The sequence below is a fragment of the Methylophilus sp. DMC16 genome, assembly GCF_056314045.1.
Map to the genome: position 1 here is coordinate 274,540 of NZ_JBQUZC010000003.1, position 12,832 is coordinate 287,371.

The window sequence follows — 12,832 nt, forward strand, 5'->3', positions numbered from 1 at the left end:
TGGCCGGATTAATTTGTCATCAACCCAACCTTAGGTACTGATTCAAGGTCTAGAATTAGTTCTTAGACTGATCAACCAGTTTGTTTTTCGCAATCCAAGGCATCATGGCGCGCAGTTTGTTACCCACTTGCTCAATTGGGTGAGCAGCGTTCAAACGACGGCGAGCCGTCATTTCTGGGTAGTTAGTACGGCCTTCCAGGATGAACTGTTTAGCGTAGTTACCATTCTGGATGTTTTTCAGGCATTGACGCATAGCCTCTTTGGACTGGCTGTTGATCACTTGTGGGCCTGTCACGTACTCACCATACTCCGCGTTGTTGGAGATGGAGTAGTTCATGTTGGCGATGCCGCCTTCGTACATCAGGTCAACGATCAGTTTCAACTCGTGCAAGCACTCGAAGTAGGCCATTTCTGGCGCATAGCCAGCTTCAACCAGCGTTTCGAAACCGGCTTTCACCAGTTCAACCGCGCCACCACACAGCACTGCCTGTTCGCCGAACAAGTCAGTTTCTGTTTCTTCACGGAAGTCAGTTTCAATCACGCCACCTTTGGTGCCGCCGTTAGCTGCGGCGTAAGACAAGGCGATTTCTTTGGCTTTGCCTGAGGTGTTTTGGTAAACCGCGATCAATGAAGGTACGCCGCCACCTTTGAGGTATTCGGAACGCACAGTGTGGCCTGGGCCTTTAGGGGCGATCATGATCACGTCCAGGTCTGCGCGAGGCACGATCTGGTTGTAGTGAATGTTGAAGCCGTGTGCGAATGCCAGTGCTGCACCTTTTTTCAGGTTAGGCGCGATTTCGGCATTGAAAATTTCTGCCATGGTTTCGTCTGGCAGCAATACCATGACCACGTCAGCGTCTTTAACCGCTGCTGCGATCTCTAAAGTGGTGTGACCAGCGCCTTCGGCTTTGGCCCAGGAGCCGCCGCCTTTACGCAAACCAATGGTGACATTCACGCCGCTGTCGCGCAGGTTGGCTGCGTGTGCATGACCTTGAGAGCCGTAGCCCACAATCGTCACTTTTTTGCCTTTGATAATGCTTAAGTCGGCGTCCTTGTCGTAATAAACGTTCATCTCTGCTTTTGCCTTTCAATACAAATGCTTTGTCTGTAAAAAATAATTCCGGTTAAACCTTGAGGATGCGGTCGCCACGACCAATGCCGGAAGCACCCGTACGCACGGTTTCAAGAATCGCGCTGCGGTCTATGGCTTCAATAAATGCATCCAGTTTGCTGCAAGAGCCGGTAAGCTCAATGGTGTAGCTATTGTCGGCCACATCGATAATACGGCCGCGGAAAATGTCGCACATGCGCTTCATTTCGTCTTTATGGACGCCGGTGGCTTTGACCTTGACCAGCATCAGTTCGCGCTCAATGTGCTTGCCATCGTTGAGATCCAGCACTTTGACCACGTCAATCAACTTGTTGAGTTGCTTGATAATTTGTTCAATCACATCATCGGAGCCTGTGGTCACAATCGTCATGCGAGACAGGGTAGGGTCTTCGGTGACCGCCACCGTGAGTGATTCAATGTTGTAACCGCGGGCAGAAAACAGGCCGGCCACGCGTGACAGGGCGCCTGCTTCGTTTTCCATCAGCAGTGAAATAATGTGACGCATTATTCTTCCCCTTTCAGGCGGCTGGCGGTGCGGGGGCTCAATACCATTTCTGACAGGCCCTTACCGTTTTCAACCATCGGGAAGACGTTTTCTGTTTGGTCGGTTAAAAAGTCCATAAACACAAATTTATCTTTTCTATCAAACGCTTCTTTGAGGGCGCCTTCTACATCTGCCGGGTTGGTGATGCGCATGCCAATGTGGCCATAAGACTCAGCCAGCTTGACGAAGTCAGGCAGGCTGTCCATATAAGACTCTGAGTAGCGGTTCTCATAGAAGAACTCTTGCCATTGGCGCACCATGCCCAGGTAACGGTTATTCAGCAGGATCACCTTGATCGGCAGGCCATATTGCGCACAGGTCGACAGTTCCTGGATGTTCATCTGGATACTGCCTTCGCCGGTCACACAGGCGACTTGCGCGTGCTTGTCGGCAAACTGACAGCCCATGGCGTATGGCAAGCCCACGCCCATGGTGCCCAAGCCGCCGGAGTTGATCCAGCGACGTGGCTTGTCGAACTTGTAGTATTGCGCCGCCCACATCTGGTGCTGGCCCACGTCAGAAGTCACATAGGCTTCGCCTTTGGTGACCTCCCATAATTTCTGGATCACGTACTGTGGCTTGATCACGGTGTCTGAATAGGCGTAATCCATCGACTGGATGCCGCGCCATTCATTGATTTGTGACCACCAGTCGGCGGTGTCTGTGCTCTGGTTTTCTTCTTGCGCCAGAATCTCGTTCATGTCAGACAGCACGGATTGCACGTCGCCAACAATCGGCACGTCAACCTTGACGCGTTTGGAGATGCTGGACGGGTCGACATCAATATGAATGATGGTGCGTTTGTGGCTGCTAAAGTGCTTGGGATTGCCAATCACGCGGTCGTCAAAACGCGCGCCAACCGCCAGTAACACGTCACAGTGCTGCATGGCCATATTGGCCTCATAAGACCCGTGCATGCCCAGCATGCCGACAAACTGTTTGTCAGTGGCAGGGTAGCCGCCCAACCCCATCAGGGTGTTGGTGACCGGGAAATTCAACGCCTTAGCCAGTTTTACCAGCTCAGCCGCACCATTACCCAATACCAGGCCGCCGCCGGTGTAAATCATCGGACGTTTTGCACCCAGCAGCAGCTTGACCGCTTTTTTGATCTGGCCGCTATGGCCTTTCAAAATCGGGTTGTAAGAACGCATCTCTACCGTTTTCGGGTAGATAAAGTCAGCCACGTGCGCCGTGATATCTTTAGGAATATCGACGACCACTGGACCGGGACGGCCGGTTTTGGCGATGAAGAATGCTTTCTTGATGGTCGGCGCAATGTCTTTAACGTGCTTGACCAGGAAGTTGTGCTTCACGCACGGGCGGGTCACCCCCACCATGTCGACTTCCTGGAAGGCGTCCATGCCAATCGCTGGCACCTGGACCTGACCACTGATCACCACCAGTGGAATCGAATCCATATAGGCAGTGGCAATGCCGGTTACCGCATTGGTCGCACCTGGACCGCTGGTGACCAAGGCAACACCGACATCACCCGTTGCACGTGAATAAGCATCTGCCGCATGCACAGCCGCTTGCTCGTGACGCACCAGAATGTGCTTGAAGCCATTCTGTTTATATAAAGCATCATAGATATGCAAGACCGCACCACCTGGATAGCCAAAGACGAATTTGACTTTTTCTTCATTCAGGCAGGAGACAACAATGTCCGCACCTGTCATGGATTTGGCGTGGGTGTCTGTCGCAGAGTGGGCTGAGGCGTCCATAAAACCTTGATTTTTCGGCTAATAAATGTTGAACCCTATACATTAACTTGCTTTACTAATTTGGTCAAGATTTCGCGCTGACCGTAGCCGACTTTCAGTGATGCCGGGTTCAATATTGCAATCCCTGCAATCAATAGTTGACTTTATAAATGAGAAACATTATCATTTGCATAACGGTTAACGAGAGGCATACACGCCATGCAAAGTTTACAAGGCGCATCACCCAGTCAGTTGTTCGATCCTGACCTGCCGACCGCAAGTGCGGTGCTGGTTTCGCTGAGTTGTGTGGCAACGCGCTATGCCATGAATCCTTCGGAGGATTTGGCCTTGTTGGGTTGCAGTCTGGCCCAGACCTTGAATGCGCCTGAGTATGCAGAGAGTGGTTTGATTACCTCGGCGGCCAGGCAATTGTTGCGTGAATGGCAGGAGTTGTTGCAAGCGCATCAAACCTTTGCCATGCAGCAGGCGGTGTCTGAATTTGTGACGCCGTCGGCCACCATGCAGTGATAGGCGCAAGGGCGCAGGCACTCGTTGCATTAAGTAGTGTACATCGCATACAAAAAAACAAAAGATTAAGAAAGGCAGTATTGAAATGGCAAGAACCACCGGACCTCGACTCAAGATTATGCGCGCCCTGGGCGTGGAGTTGCCAGGGTTGTCACGCAAGTCGATTGAAGATAGACCCAATCCGCCTGGCCAGCATGGTCAGCAGGCTTCGCGTCGTCGTCGCTCGGATTTTGCCGTGAAGTTGGTGGAGAAGCAGAAGATCCGCTTTAACTATGGTGTGAGCGAGAAGCAAATGCGCAAGCTGATGCTGGAAGCGCGTAAAGGTTCGGAGCCTACCGGTGACAAATTGATGTCTTTGCTTGAGCGCCGTCTGGATAACGTGGTGTTCAGGGCTGGTTTTGCGCCGACGGGCATTGCTGCGCGCCAGTTGGTCAATCATGGGCATGTGTTGTTAAACGGCAAGTCTGTCAATATTGCTTCCGTGCGTTTGAAAGTGGGTGATGTGGTCACGCTCAAAGAGAAAAGTCGCAAAATTCCGATGGTGGCCGAGTCGATGGCGACGCCCAGTCTGACCATCCCCGAGTGGTTATCTGTGGATACGACGACCGCCTCGGCAAAAATTGGTCACTTGCCATCCATTGAGGATGTGCCGTTCCCGATTGAAGTGCAGCAAGTGGTTGAATACTACGCTAACCGCGTTTAATTTCGCGTGCAGGTGCAAGCCTGCAGGCCAATGAATTTGAGTGGTGCTCCTAACCCCAACATGTCACTGCTCAAATAGGCGTGTTTTTAATGCGCCAAATTACCCCTGGTAAGGGTGTTCCTTGAAATCTGATGCCGCAGTGCGCAAGCATGTAAGTCGGCTTTTTTTTGGACTGGATTGTAGATGACGAATCGCTTGCAGCCTGAGTTGAATCAAGGGCAAAATGCCGCCAACGCGACTCAGACCGGCGTGCCTGTGGTGGATGCCAATGAATTGCTGGGGAAGCGCGGCGTGGTAGCCATTATGCATGGTCGTGATGAGTACCGACTCACCCGGACCAGGCAAAATAAATTGCTGCTGACCAAGTGTCAGGACAATATAGGGCATGGCGTCTCTTCATGATTAAGAGCGCGTTGGGTGTGGTGAAATATCAATGTGAAGCAGGCAACCAGCAGGTTGCCTTCAGCACTTTAATAAACAGTCTTTTTGTAGGAGATGGACGCTAATGGCGCAACGTGAGTCTTTGCGTGGGTTGTCGTTGAAGCCCACCCGGATGTCGGCTACCAGCCTGCCTGAGTTGAGTTTGCATAAGCGGCAGTTGGGCGAGCTGGCGGGGGTGTTCCGCTGGTCAGTACTGGCGACTGAGCAGTTGCTCATGCGTGACCGCCGCCAGGGTTGGCACGCAGTGGGCATGCTGCTGGTGGTCGCGCTGCATGCGCTGGTGATCGCCAGTTTTCTGCTGTTTGAAGAGGAACTCATTGAGTTGCCCAAGCCAGAGCCGATCACGGTATCGTTGATTACCTTGCCTGCAAAAAAAGAGGAGGCGCCTGCGCCAGAGGTGGTGCCCATCATCAAGCAGCAGCCGGTGGTGAAACCGGTGATCAAACCAAAGGAAACGCCAGTCAAGCCCATAGAGCGCCCGGCACCAGTGGTGGAACGGATCACGGAAACCACGCCAGATCAGCCCAAGTTTGAAGCCAGCACCCAGCCCGCCGCGCCGCCGCTGGAAGCACCGCAAGCGGCTGCCCCAAGCAAGCCCGCACCTGCGCCTGCTGCGCCACCCAAGCACGAGGTGGAAGAAAAAGAGGAGCCGCCAAAGTTTGGCGTGGCTTACCTGAACAACCCGGCGCCGGAATACCCGCGGTTGTCACAGCGCGCCGGTGAAGAGGGGCGCGTGTTGCTCAGGGTGCTGGTGTCGGCAGAAGGTCACCCGGAGTCGGTAGAGATTTTTAAAAGCAGTGGCTATGAGCGGCTGGACAAGGCGGCACTCAATGCCGTCAAGCAATGGCGGTTTGAGCCAGCCCGCAAAGGCGGCAAGGCGCTCAGCGCTTTCGTCAATGTGCCATTGTCTTTCTCACTCACACAAAATTAAATCAGTTTTTATTGAAAGGAACGTTTGATGCAATCAACTAGTGGTTTGGCATTTATTACCGAGGGTGGGGTTGTCTCGGTCATCGTGGCGCTGGTGCTGCTGACCATGTCGGTCATGAGCTGGTATTTTATTGTGGTCAAGGCTTGGCAAGTCTTCAAGCACAAGCGCGAAGTCACGGCTTATGTAAAGCAGTTCTGGCGCAAAGCAACTTTGCAAGAGGCCCTGCAGGATACGCAGATGCAATCACCAGCGTTCCGCCTGGCGCTGACTGCCGTGGAATCTACCCAGCACCATCAGCAACATGCCAGCCAGTCCCTGGGCGCGGCTTGCAGCCAGGATGAGTTTGTTGCACGCCAGTTGCGCCGTACCTTGTCGCAAGAGCAGGCAGGCATGGAGAGCGGGTTGTCTGTCCTTGCTTCTGTGGGCAGCGTGGCTCCATTTGTTGGTTTGTTTGGGACGGTGTGGGGGATTTACCACGCGCTGACCGCGATTGGCCAATCCGGCGTGGCGACCATCGACAAGGTGGCCGGCCCGGTTGGTGAAGCCTTGATTATGACGGCGATTGGTCTGGCGGTGGCGATCCCGGCGGTGTTGGCCTATAACGCCTTTATCAAGGCGAATCGCAGTGTCATGGCCGAGCTCGAGAATTTTGCGCAAGACTTGCATACCTTGCTGACTACGGGTGCGCCATTGATGATCAAGCAAGGTCAGAAACCTGCCAATGTGACTGAGCTGCACGCTAAAGTCGCAAGCAAAGGTGGCAACCTATGATGGGGCAAAATCCTTTTAGCGCGGGTGAGCACACCCAGCCCATGAGTGAAATCAACACCACGCCGCTGGTCGATGTGATGCTGGTCTTGCTGGTGATTTTTATCATTACTGCGCCCTTGCTGACACATGCGGTCAAGATTGATTTGCCACAAGCCACCTCGCAGCCGCTGGAGGAAAAGCCGGAAGTCATTGATCTGGCGGTAGATGCAGACGGTAAGCTGTTCTGGAACGATAGCGAAATCCAGGCGCCAGAGTTGGCTGCCAAGCTGCAGGAAGAAGCAGGCAGGCAGCAACAGTCCGAGTTGCAGATTCGTGCCGATAAAAACACCCGCTATCAGGTGCTGGCCGAAGTGTTGGCCAAGGCGCAAACAGCGGGCATGAAAAAAATTGGCTTTGTCAGCCAGCCGCAACCTTGATTCAAATTCATCTGAGTTAACCATCGCATATGAAACAGCAAACCATCCGCCGCTGGGCATGGATCCATAAATGGAGCAGTCTGGTCTGTACAGCATTCATGTTGCTGTTATGCCTGACCGGCCTGCCCCTGATTTTTATGCATGAGCTGCATCATCTGCTGGGTGACCAGATTGAAACACCCGTGATCAGCCATGCCGGGCCCAATGCCAGCATGGATAGCCTGATGGTGGCGGCCAAAGCCCGTTACCCCAAGCTGGTGCCGCAATATATGTACCGCGAAGACGACGAGCCATTGCAGTGGGTGGTCCGCTTGGGTGCGACGCCGACTGACATCACGAATACCCACAACGTGGTACTCGATGCGCGTACGGCACAGGTGCTGGGTGAGCCCAAGGATGACGAAGGCTTTTTATATGTGATGTTCAAGCTGCATGTTGATCTGTTCGCGGGCTTGCCTGGCATGTTGTTCCTGGGTTTGATGGGCTTTTTGCTGTTGATTGCCCTTATTTCCGGCGTGGTGCTGTATGCGCCTTTCATGCGCAAACTGCCGTTTGGCGAGATCCGTCACCAGCGTGGCGACAAGCTCAAGCGCCTTGATATCCATAACTTTCTGGGCATCGTCACGCTCTGCTGGTTGCTGGTGGTGGGGGCGACCGGCGTGATCAATACCTGGTCGGATTTGCTGATTAAATACTGGCAATTTGACCAAATGGCGCAAATGGTCGCGCCCTATAAAAACCTGCCTCCACCGACAGCGTTTGCCTCACTGCAGCAGTCTTTGCAAGTGGCGCAGCGTGCCGAACCCGAGATGGAATTAGGCTTTATCGCTTTTCCCGGCACGCCTTATACCAGCCAGCATCATTATGGCATTTTCATGCGTGGCGATAGCCCGCTGACCAAGCGCCTGTTCAAGCCCGTGCTGATCGATGCACAGACCGCACAGCTGACCGATAGTCGCCCGTTGCCCTGGTATCTGGTGGGCTTGCTGGTGTCGCAGCCGCTGCATTTTGGCGATTATGGCGGCATGACCTTGAAGTGGATTTGGGCGGTGCTGGATATATTAAGTATTGTGGTGTTGTGGACCGGGCTCAAACTCTGGTGGAAAAAACGCCACCAATATGTACCGGATATTCAAACGCGCATCATACTCAGTGAGGCGAGTTGAGCATCCGGTTTTATGAATAGCGTTTTTTGTGAATATCGACACTGTTTGTGAATTTAAACCTCTGGGGTTTCAACGGCGATGTCTCAATAGGCGAACATGAATCATGGTCACACATCTGTTTATGCAAAGTAAATCACTGTCACAAATCTTTTTATGGCCGCTGGTCATTGGCCTCATCACTGTTCTGGGCCTGGTGACTGCCTTGCTGGTAGATGATGCCCGCGAATTGCTGTCGGATGCAGCGGTGGCGCTGCCGATTGTGATCAGCCTTTATTACTATCTTTGCAAGCCGCGCTTGCCTGCCCGTTTTTTGCCCGGCCAGCCTGGGCGCGCCCGCAAGTAAGTCTTTTTTTGATTGCCCCGCAAGCTGCCGGGCCGTCTTTAGTTTAGCCAGCCACCGAGTCGTCACTCCAGTAGCCAGCCAGTTTTTAAATTGGATGATTGGAGCATAGATGAAACTCACTTTTAACCCCCGCCTTTCCGCGAGCCAGCCTTCTTTTTCAGCGCGCTTATTGTTAAAAGCCGCGCCGCTCGCCGTGGTTGCCAGCACTTTATTACTACAAGCCAATGCGCAGGCCGCAGACCATTGTGAAGTCACGGTAGAAGCCACGGATGCCATGAGCTATAACGTCAAGGAAATTGCTGTGCCCAAAGCCTGTGCCTCTTTTGCCATTCGCTTGAAGCATACCGGCACCATGGCTAAAAACATCATGGGCCATAACCTGGTAATCAGCAAACAGGCTGATGAACAGGGCGTATTGCAAGATGGCATGAAGGCAGGCATCGCCAAGTCTTTTGTCAAACCGCAGGACAGTCGCGTGCTCGCCGCCACCCAGGTGATTGGCGGTGGTGAGAGTGCAGAGACCAGCCTTACACCCAAGCAGCTGGATGCATCAGCCAGTTATGTCTTCTTTTGCTCATTCCCCGGCCATGCCTCGATGATGAAAGGCACGCTCAAGCTGATCTAGTCCTTGCAGAACCTGCCTGCACCGGCAGGTTCAAATGGGCACAGGGCCCAGTTGCGGGCGGTCACTTTGTTTCTTACTGGCAGTAAAAGCAAAGCGTTACCGCGGCTAAAACATGATGAGTGCGTTTGAGGAGAACACGATGCAAGACACACAAAAATTACAGGCCGTTGGCACTGAAGCCAATGCGTTCCACCGGCAGTTTCAATCCCTGCAGTTAGCGACCACCAGTGACCAGGGATGGCCTGAAGCCAGCTATGCCACTTTTGTCGAGCACGAGCAGCGGTTTTATATTTATGTGAGTGAGTTGGCCGCCCATTGCGCCAATTTGCAACATCACGGTCGTTGCTCGGTGATGTTTATCGAAAGCGAGCAGGCAGCCAGCCATCCATTTGCCAGAAAGCGTCTGGTGCTGCAATGCCAGGCGCAAGAAGTGCCTAGGGATGAAGCTACGTTTGTATTGGTGATGGATCAGTTTCATGCCAAATTTGGCAAATTTATGGAAGTGATCGCCAAACTGACGGACTTTCACCTGTATGCCTTAACACCGTTAGAGGGCAGCTATGTGGCTGGCTTTGCCAAAGCCTATCGCCTGACCGGCCAGGATTTATCTGAGGTGGCGCACCGTAACGAACAAGGCCATCGTGCGCCAGATAGCGCCAGTCAGGCGGATCTGGATGCGTTGGTTTGATGGCATGGATAAGCAGAAAACACGTATTCATGCCATGAATGCTTCAGTGGCGGCCAGACGGCAATTTTTACAGCAAGCGGGTGCATTGGGAATCACAGCCCTATTGCCCCAGTCTTTGGTGTGGGCCGCAGACACCGAGCCCGCGAGCCAGCGCATCGTCAGTATCGGCGGTGCTTTGACAGAAATGATTTATGCACTCGGTGCCAGCCAGACCTTGGTCGGTGTAGATACCACTTCGCTTTTTCCGGCGGCGGCCACCAGGTTACCCAGTGTTGGCTATGCACGCACCTTGTCCAGCGAAGGGATTCTGGCATTGGCGCCGACCCTGGTAGTCGCCACTGAAGATGCCGGGCCCCCAGCCGTGCTAAGGCAAGTTCAGGCGGCAGGTGTGCCGCTAAGTATTCTGGCGGCGCATGACCGCTTTGAAGGCGTGGTAGATCGTATGCAACAGCTTGGGCATTTACTTGATCGTACGCCAGCGGCGACGCAATGCGTAGACAAACTCAAAGCCGACTGGCAGCGTGTGCGTGCGCCGATTCTGGCACGTAAAGGGCAGGGCCCACGTGTGCTGTTTGTGTTGTCACACGCCCCCGGCCAGGTCATGGTGGGAGGGCAGGGGAGCAGTGCCGAGGCCATGTTGCATTATGTGGGCGCACGCAATGCGGTGCAGGGCTTCCAGGGCTTTAAGCCCTTGACGCCCGAGGCCGTGATTGCGGCGCAGCCAGAGGTCGTTTTGTTCACAGAGCAAGGGCTGGCGGTGGTGGGTGGAGTCGAAGGCGCACTGTGGCTGCCTGGCCTGGCGCAGACGCCTGCCGGGGAGCATCGCCGGATTGTGGCGCTGGAAGCCATGTTCATGCTAGGGTTCGGGCCACGATTGCCGCAGGCCGTCGCCGCACTTGATCAATTGCTCGGCAAGGCCATGACCCTATGATCAGCGCAACCGCCTGGCCGGTCTTCTGCGAGCGCCTAACCACCCGTTTTGCAACATATCCTTCCTGGGGTTTGGGTCTTGTCTTGCTGATCCTGCTCGCATTGTCGGCCTGGGCGGGGGCCGTCCCCGTGACGTTGGCTGACTGGCGCATCGGCTGGTTGAATGACCCCTCTCATCCGCTCACAGGCGGTGCTTATGTGCTGTGGAATCTGCGATTGCCGCGCATTCTGTTTGCGGCACTGGTTGGGGCTGCCTTGGGATTGTCGGGCGCGCTCACGCAAGGCCTGTTTCGTAACCCGCTGGCCGACCCGGGGTTGCTGGGGGTGAGTAGTGGTGCCGCCTGCGCGGCGGCGTTAACGATTGTGCTGCTGGCTGGCTCGGGAATAGAGATTCCCATCACTTTACGCTATTGGCTGTTACCACTGACGGCTTTTGTCGGCGCGGTAAGCGTCTGCTTTTTGCTGGATGGCGTGGCGCGCTGGCTGACTGCAGATTCGATTGCCGGGTTGCTGTTGACCGGGATCGCGCTCAATGCGCTGGCCACCGCCGTCATCGGCTTATGCACCTATCTGGCGACCGATGAACAATTGCGTAGCCTGACATTTTGGACTTTGGGGTCCTTGGCAAGCGCCAGTTGGCAGTTGGTGGTTTTGTTATCGGTTTTATTAATCGTCGCCTTGGTTTATATGCAGCGGTTGGTGAATGCCATGAATGCACTGGCATTGGGTGAGGCTGCCGCCGCGCATGTGGGCATACACGTGCGCCAATTACGCCGTCGTGTGATTGTGCTGGTCGCCTTGTTAAGCGGCTTCGCGGTGGCCTGGTGCGGCATGATTGGTTTTATTGGCTTGGTCGCCCCACATATGGTGCGCTTGCTGGTGGGGCCTGACCAGCGTCGTCTATCTCCCCTTGCCATGCTGGTTGGCGCCATCCTGTTGCTATTGGCTGATACCGCGGCCCGTACGCTGGCGATTCCCGCAGAAATTCCAGTTGGGATTTTTACGGCATTGCTGGGTGCGCCGTTCTTCTTGCTATTGCTCGGGAGCCTCAGAAAAGGCGGTCATCTATGAGCTATCGCGCTGCACATTTGCTCGAGCTACAAGCCGTGACGCTCAAATTGGGAGGCCATGTTTTTGGTCCGTTCTCGATGACTGTGCAGCCAGGTGAACGGATTGCGGTGCTCGGACCCAGTGGCGCTGGTAAATCTACCTTGCTCAAGTTGCTCGCGCGCGAGTATTTGCCCAGCAGCGGCCAAATCACGCTGCGTGAGCGCTGTTTGACAACGTGGTCACTGGTCGACTTAAGCCGCCAACGCGCCATCTTGCCACAGTCGCATGAGGTCGCCTTTGGGTTGCCCGTTGAACTGGTGATTGGTCTTGGCCGGGTCGCCAGAATGGTCGATCCTGATTTAAATGGGATAGTGCGTCAGGCGGCAGAACTGGCGTGTGCCCGGCACTTGCTGCCGCGCCGGTTCGATACCCTGTCCGGTGGCGAAAAGGCGCGCGTCCACCTTGCCAGGGTCTTTGCGCAATTGTGGGATATCGAGCAAGGACTGTTGCTGGTGGATGAGCCGATGGCGGCGCTTGACCCTGGCTTGCAATGGCAGCTGATGGCGGCTATGGATCAATTTGCCCGTCAGCGCGGCCATACGATTATCGCCATCTTGCATGATCTCAATCAGGCCTTGCAGGGATTCGACCGGCTCGTGCTGATTAAAGACGGGCGTCTTATGGGCGATTATCCGCGCAGGCAAATTGCCCTGTCGACGTTGGCTGCTTTGTACGATGTCCATTTGGTCAGTGCGGTCACTGAGCAAGGGCAAATGCTGGTTGCTCCCGAGGCGGCCCTAGTCACTTCTGTTGATTTTATGAATGATAATTGTTATCATTCAATGTATTAATGCAAGCCAACGAGTCCTTTATCTCCTGTAG

General features: G+C 54.4%; 16 protein-coding genes. 13 read left to right on the plus strand and 3 right to left on the minus strand.

The features are described from left to right. Nucleotides 1-55: 55 nt before the first annotated feature. Genes ilvC through ilvB form a run of 3 tightly spaced genes read right to left on the minus strand, consistent with a single transcriptional unit; the run spans nt 56 to nt 3,379 of the window. Nucleotides 56-1,072, minus strand: a complete 1,017-nt coding sequence (gene ilvC, locus ACT53D_RS12790) for a ketol-acid reductoisomerase (RefSeq protein WP_194749235.1) — start codon at nt 1,070-1,072, stop codon at nt 56-58. A gap of 52 nt (nt 1,073-1,124) precedes the next feature. Then, nucleotides 1,125-1,616, minus strand: coding sequence for an acetolactate synthase small subunit (gene ilvN, locus ACT53D_RS12795; protein WP_018987330.1), 492 nt, complete (start codon nt 1,614-1,616; stop codon nt 1,125-1,127). Next, a complete protein-coding gene (gene ilvB, locus ACT53D_RS12800; protein WP_476156541.1) occupies nt 1,616-3,379 on the minus strand; it encodes a biosynthetic-type acetolactate synthase large subunit in 1,764 nt (587 codons plus the stop codon). The genes ilvN and ilvB overlap by 1 nt, the downstream gene beginning before the upstream one ends. A 198-nt stretch (nt 3,380-3,577) precedes the next feature. Between ilvB and ACT53D_RS12805 the strand changes: the two genes are divergently transcribed. From ACT53D_RS12805 to ACT53D_RS12865, 13 genes are all read left to right on the plus strand, one after another. Continuing rightward, nucleotides 3,578-3,886: a hypothetical protein gene (locus tag ACT53D_RS12805; RefSeq protein WP_194749237.1), complete on the plus strand. Its 309-nt coding sequence runs from the start codon at nt 3,578-3,580 to the stop codon at nt 3,884-3,886. Between the two features lie 85 nt (nt 3,887-3,971). Next, on the plus strand, nt 3,972-4,589 hold the full coding sequence (rpsD, locus tag ACT53D_RS12810) for a 30S ribosomal protein S4 (protein WP_275356595.1): 618 nt from the start codon (nt 3,972-3,974) through the stop codon (nt 4,587-4,589). 183 nt (nt 4,590-4,772) lie between these two features. Then, complete coding sequence (hemP, locus tag ACT53D_RS12815) at nt 4,773-4,991, plus strand: hemin uptake protein HemP (RefSeq protein WP_194749239.1); 219 nt, start codon at nt 4,773-4,775, stop codon at nt 4,989-4,991. Nucleotides 4,992-5,094: 103 nt separating this feature from the next. Next, a complete protein-coding gene (locus ACT53D_RS12820) occupies nt 5,095-5,961 on the plus strand; it encodes an energy transducer TonB (RefSeq protein ID WP_194749240.1) in 867 nt (288 codons plus the stop codon). A gap of 27 nt (nt 5,962-5,988) precedes the next feature. Beyond that, the gene (locus ACT53D_RS12825) at nt 5,989-6,732 is read left to right on the plus strand and encodes a MotA/TolQ/ExbB proton channel family protein (RefSeq protein ID WP_194749241.1); all 744 of its coding nucleotides are present in this window, start codon (nt 5,989-5,991) and stop codon (nt 6,730-6,732) included. Next, on the plus strand, nt 6,729-7,148 hold the full coding sequence (locus ACT53D_RS12830; protein WP_379073468.1) for an ExbD/TolR family protein: 420 nt from the start codon (nt 6,729-6,731) through the stop codon (nt 7,146-7,148). The genes ACT53D_RS12825 and ACT53D_RS12830 overlap by 4 nt, the downstream gene beginning before the upstream one ends. 29 nt (nt 7,149-7,177) lie before the next feature. After that, a complete protein-coding gene (locus ACT53D_RS12835; protein ID WP_476156543.1) occupies nt 7,178-8,314 on the plus strand; it encodes a PepSY-associated TM helix domain-containing protein in 1,137 nt (378 codons plus the stop codon). A gap of 103 nt (nt 8,315-8,417) precedes the next feature. After that, nucleotides 8,418-8,657: a hypothetical protein gene (locus tag ACT53D_RS12840; protein WP_476156545.1), complete on the plus strand. Its 240-nt coding sequence runs from the start codon at nt 8,418-8,420 to the stop codon at nt 8,655-8,657. Between the two features lie 109 nt (nt 8,658-8,766). After that, nucleotides 8,767-9,282 carry an azurin gene (azu, locus tag ACT53D_RS12845; RefSeq protein ID WP_379073471.1) on the plus strand — a complete coding sequence of 172 codons (516 nt, stop codon included), beginning with the start codon at nt 8,767-8,769 and terminating at the stop codon, nt 9,280-9,282. A gap of 139 nt (nt 9,283-9,421) precedes the next feature. Beyond that, the gene (locus ACT53D_RS12850; protein WP_194749245.1) at nt 9,422-9,970 is read left to right on the plus strand and encodes a HugZ family pyridoxamine 5'-phosphate oxidase; all 549 of its coding nucleotides are present in this window, start codon (nt 9,422-9,424) and stop codon (nt 9,968-9,970) included. After that, a complete protein-coding gene (locus ACT53D_RS12855; RefSeq protein WP_476156547.1) occupies nt 9,957-10,901 on the plus strand; it encodes a heme/hemin ABC transporter substrate-binding protein in 945 nt (314 codons plus the stop codon). The genes ACT53D_RS12850 and ACT53D_RS12855 overlap by 14 nt, the downstream gene beginning before the upstream one ends. Continuing rightward, nucleotides 10,898-11,971: a FecCD family ABC transporter permease gene (locus ACT53D_RS12860; protein WP_476156549.1), complete on the plus strand. Its 1,074-nt coding sequence runs from the start codon at nt 10,898-10,900 to the stop codon at nt 11,969-11,971. The genes ACT53D_RS12855 and ACT53D_RS12860 overlap by 4 nt, the downstream gene beginning before the upstream one ends. Further along, nucleotides 11,968-12,801 (plus strand): ATP-binding cassette domain-containing protein, encoded by an 834-nt coding sequence (locus ACT53D_RS12865; protein ID WP_476156550.1) that lies wholly within the window; start codon nt 11,968-11,970, stop codon nt 12,799-12,801. Before ACT53D_RS12860 ends, ACT53D_RS12865 begins: the two co-directional genes overlap by 4 nt. Nucleotides 12,802-12,832 lie beyond the last annotated feature (31 nt).

Bases quoted from the DNA above. Each gene is read 5' to 3' on its own strand.
- ilvC (WP_194749235.1), bottom strand. From the start codon at position 1,072: ATGAACGTTTATTACGACAAGGACGCCGACTTAAGCATTATCAAAGGC.
- ilvN (WP_018987330.1), bottom strand. From the start codon at position 1,616: ATGCGTCACATTATTTCACTGCTGATGGAAAACGAAGCAGGCGCCCTG.
- ilvB (WP_476156541.1), bottom strand. From the start codon at position 3,379: ATGGACGCCTCAGCCCACTCTGCGACAGACACCCACGCCAAATCCATG.
- ACT53D_RS12805 (WP_194749237.1), top strand. From the start codon at position 3,578: ATGCAAAGTTTACAAGGCGCATCACCCAGTCAGTTGTTCGATCCTGAC.
- rpsD (WP_275356595.1), top strand. From the start codon at position 3,972: ATGGCAAGAACCACCGGACCTCGACTCAAGATTATGCGCGCCCTGGGC.
- hemP (WP_194749239.1), top strand. From the start codon at position 4,773: ATGACGAATCGCTTGCAGCCTGAGTTGAATCAAGGGCAAAATGCCGCC.
- ACT53D_RS12820 (WP_194749240.1), top strand. From the start codon at position 5,095: ATGGCGCAACGTGAGTCTTTGCGTGGGTTGTCGTTGAAGCCCACCCGG.
- ACT53D_RS12825 (WP_194749241.1), top strand. From the start codon at position 5,989: ATGCAATCAACTAGTGGTTTGGCATTTATTACCGAGGGTGGGGTTGTC.
- ACT53D_RS12830 (WP_379073468.1), top strand. From the start codon at position 6,729: ATGATGGGGCAAAATCCTTTTAGCGCGGGTGAGCACACCCAGCCCATG.
- ACT53D_RS12835 (WP_476156543.1), top strand. From the start codon at position 7,178: ATGAAACAGCAAACCATCCGCCGCTGGGCATGGATCCATAAATGGAGC.
- ACT53D_RS12840 (WP_476156545.1), top strand. From the start codon at position 8,418: ATGGTCACACATCTGTTTATGCAAAGTAAATCACTGTCACAAATCTTT.
- azu (WP_379073471.1), top strand. From the start codon at position 8,767: ATGAAACTCACTTTTAACCCCCGCCTTTCCGCGAGCCAGCCTTCTTTT.
- ACT53D_RS12850 (WP_194749245.1), top strand. From the start codon at position 9,422: ATGCAAGACACACAAAAATTACAGGCCGTTGGCACTGAAGCCAATGCG.
- ACT53D_RS12855 (WP_476156547.1), top strand. From the start codon at position 9,957: ATGCGTTGGTTTGATGGCATGGATAAGCAGAAAACACGTATTCATGCC.
- ACT53D_RS12860 (WP_476156549.1), top strand. From the start codon at position 10,898: ATGATCAGCGCAACCGCCTGGCCGGTCTTCTGCGAGCGCCTAACCACC.
- ACT53D_RS12865 (WP_476156550.1), top strand. From the start codon at position 11,968: ATGAGCTATCGCGCTGCACATTTGCTCGAGCTACAAGCCGTGACGCTC.